1 pseudogene is annotated in these 254 nt (G+C 68.5%); it reads right to left on the bottom strand.

Features of this window, described 5'->3' with window-relative positions:
* Positions 1-68: 68 nt before the first annotated feature.
* Positions 69-254 (bottom strand): annotated as a pseudogene (locus FMEAI12_RS04720) (hypothetical protein); the annotation flags it as partial.

The raw sequence follows: 254 nt of genomic DNA, 5'->3' as shown, positions 1-254 counted from the left end.
CGCTCTTCGTCGCGAGTCCGAAGCGTCGGGTTTTGCGTCATTCGGTGTCCCTTTCCGACCTACCCCGATCAGTCAGGCAGGTCGATCCTGGTCCACCTCCGGCTTACACAGTCGTCATGACACGCCCCGACGACCCGGGCCAGGTGCGCCTCGTCCGGGTCGAGGTCGGTGCCGGCCTTCGCGGCGGTGAGCAGCGCGGCCCGCCGCCGGGCACCGGTGACCTTCGGGTTGATCAGCACGGTCAGGAACGTGCC

It is taken from the genome of Parafrankia sp. Ea1.12 (genome assembly GCF_900465275.1).
Lineage (GTDB): Bacteria > Actinomycetota > Actinomycetes > Frankiales > Frankiaceae > Parafrankia > Parafrankia soli.
This window is presented reverse-complemented; position numbering and strand designations above follow the sequence as displayed.